The organism is Streptomyces sp. NPDC051172 (genome assembly GCF_040682555.1).
Lineage (GTDB): Bacteria > Actinomycetota > Actinomycetes > Streptomycetales > Streptomycetaceae > Streptomyces.
Window position 1 is genome coordinate 1 of the sequence record NZ_JBFBBE010000274.1, and the last position, 2,492, is coordinate 2,492.

The 2,492-nt window shown below is 72.7% G+C and carries 1 protein-coding gene; it reads left to right on the forward strand.

What is annotated here, in order from left to right:
• A partial coding sequence (locus tag AB0N07_RS50250) for a S8 family serine peptidase (protein WP_365847602.1) occupies positions 1-2,492 on the forward strand: 2,492 nt, incomplete at both ends.

A 2,492-nucleotide genomic window follows, 5' to 3' on the forward strand; every position in this document is an offset into this window, starting at 1 on the left:
CGCTATACCACGGCCCTCAACGGCTTCGCGGGCACCTTCACGGCGGAGGAGGCCGCCGCCCTCGCGGCGGACCCGGCGGTGCTGGCCGTCGTCCCGGACGAGATCCGACCGCTCGACACCGTCTCCTCCCCCGACGTCCTCGGGCTCACCGGCAAGAAGGGCCTCTGGGCCCAGGTGGTGGGCAAGAAGACGCCCGCACAGGACGCCGGTCGCGGCGTCGTCGTGGGGATCGTGGACTCGGGGATCCGCCCGGAGGCGCCGTCCTTCCAGGACCAGGGGCACCCGGCCGCCCCTGCCGACTGGGTCGGCGGGTGCGAGACCGGTGATGAGGACGCGTTCCCCACCGACTCCTGCAACGACAAGCTGATCGGCGCGAAGTACTTCGTCAACGGCTTCGGCACGGGGCGCCTGGCGCCGGTCGAGACCCTGTCCCCGCTGGACGCGGGCGGTCACGGCACCCACACCGCCTCCACCGCCGCGGGCAACTCCGGGGTGAGCGCCGTCATCGACGATGTCGAACGCGGTCAGATCTCGGGCATGGCCCCCGGCGCCCACGTGGCCGCCTACAAGGCATGCTGGGAGGGCGTGCCCTCCGGCGGCTGCGCCACGTCAGACACGGTCGCGGCGATCAACGCCGCCGTCGCCGACGGCGTGGACGTGCTCAACTACTCCATCTCCGGCACCACGACCAACGTGGTGGACCCGGTGGAGGTCGCGTTCATGCACGCCGCGAGCGCCGGCGTGTTCGTGGCCGCGTCCTCCGGCAACTCCGGACCCACGGTCTCGACGACGGCGCACCCGTCCCCGTGGATCACGACGGTGGCCGCCTCCACCCACGCGGTCTACGAGCAGACCCTCGTCACCGGGGACGGCCAGCGCTTCATCGGCTCGTCCATCACCGCCCCGCTCGAGGCGGAGACCCCGATGGTCTACGCCGGCGACGTCGCCGCGGCCGGTGCCACCTCTGCCTCGGCGGCCCTCTGCCTGCCCGGCACCCTCGACCCGGCGGCCACCGCGGGCAAGCTCGTGGTCTGCGACCGCGGCGAGAACGCCCGCGCCGAGAAGTCGCAGGCCGTGGCCGACGCCGGAGGCGTCGGCATGGCCCTCGTGAACGTGACCGACTCCGGGCTCAACGCGGATCTGCACGCGATCCCCGCTGTGCACCTGTCCCACACGGAGCGGGACCGGCTGCTCGCCTACGTGAAGACGGACCGCCCGACCGGCCGCATCCTGGCCGCGAACGAGGGCACCGCGACCCGTGTGCCCGAGGTCGCCGGGTTCTCCTCGCGCGGGCCGTCGCTGGCGGCGAAGTCCGGCCTGCTCAAGCCGGACGTCTCGGCCCCGGGCGTGGACGTCCTCGCGGCCTACTCGCCGGACGACGGCGGCGAACGGTTCGCCTACTCCTCCGGCACCTCGATGTCCTCCCCGCACATCGCGGGCCTGGGGGCGCTCCTGAAGCAGGCGCGCCCGGATCTGAGCCCGATGGGCATCAAGTCCGCCCTGATGACGACGGCACGCGACCACGCCTCGGCCACCTCGCCCTTCGCGGGCGGCGCCGGGTTCGTCGACCCGCTGAAGGCACTGGACCCGGGCCTGGTCTTCGACTCGGACCAGCAGGACTGGTACGACTACCTCGCAGGCCAGGGCATCGCGTGGTCGAACACGGGTGAGCCGGTCTCGGAGCACCCCATCCCGGCCGCCGAGCTGAACGTCCCCTCCCTGGCGATCAGTGAGCTGTACGGCTCGCAGACCGTCACCCGCACCCTGAAGAACGTGGGCGGCAACAACGGCACCTGGACCGCCCGCGTGGAGGGGCTCCAGGGCCTCGACGTCGCCGTGTCCCCGAACGTCATCCGGCCGACGCGCGGCAGCGAGCAGGACGTGGCGATCACCGTCACCGCCGCAGGTGCGCCCGCGGGCCAGTGGGCCACCGGCCACGTGGTGTGGTCCGGCCCCGCCGGCAAGCAGGTGCGGATCCCCGTGGTGGTGCGCCCCGGCATCGCCGACGCACCGGCCGCGATCACCGTGGCCCGCGACGCGGACACGCTGGAGCTGCCCGTGGTCTCCGGCATCGACGGCACGCTGTCCACCCGCGTGAACGGGCTCGTGCGTGGTGACCAGTACACCGGCACCACCGTGCGCCGCGGCGTGTTCGACGCCTCGGACGCGGCTCTCACCGCCCACGACTTCGCGTACCCGCGGGGCTACCCCAAGGTCCGCATCGAGGCGGAGGCCGCGGACCCGGACGTGGACCTGGACATCTACGTGACCAGCTCGTGGTCCAGCTACCCGGTGGCACGGTCGATCACACGCGGCACCGGAATGGAGGTGCTGGAGCAGTCGATCATCAGCTCGGCCCCGCAGCACAGGATCCACGTGGTGGCCAAGCCCGGCGCGGACCTGAAGGACTCTGACGCGCCGATCGACTACACCCTGCGCGTGTTCCTCCCGAAGGACGGAGACGCGGGGAACCTCGTGTTCGACCCGGCGTC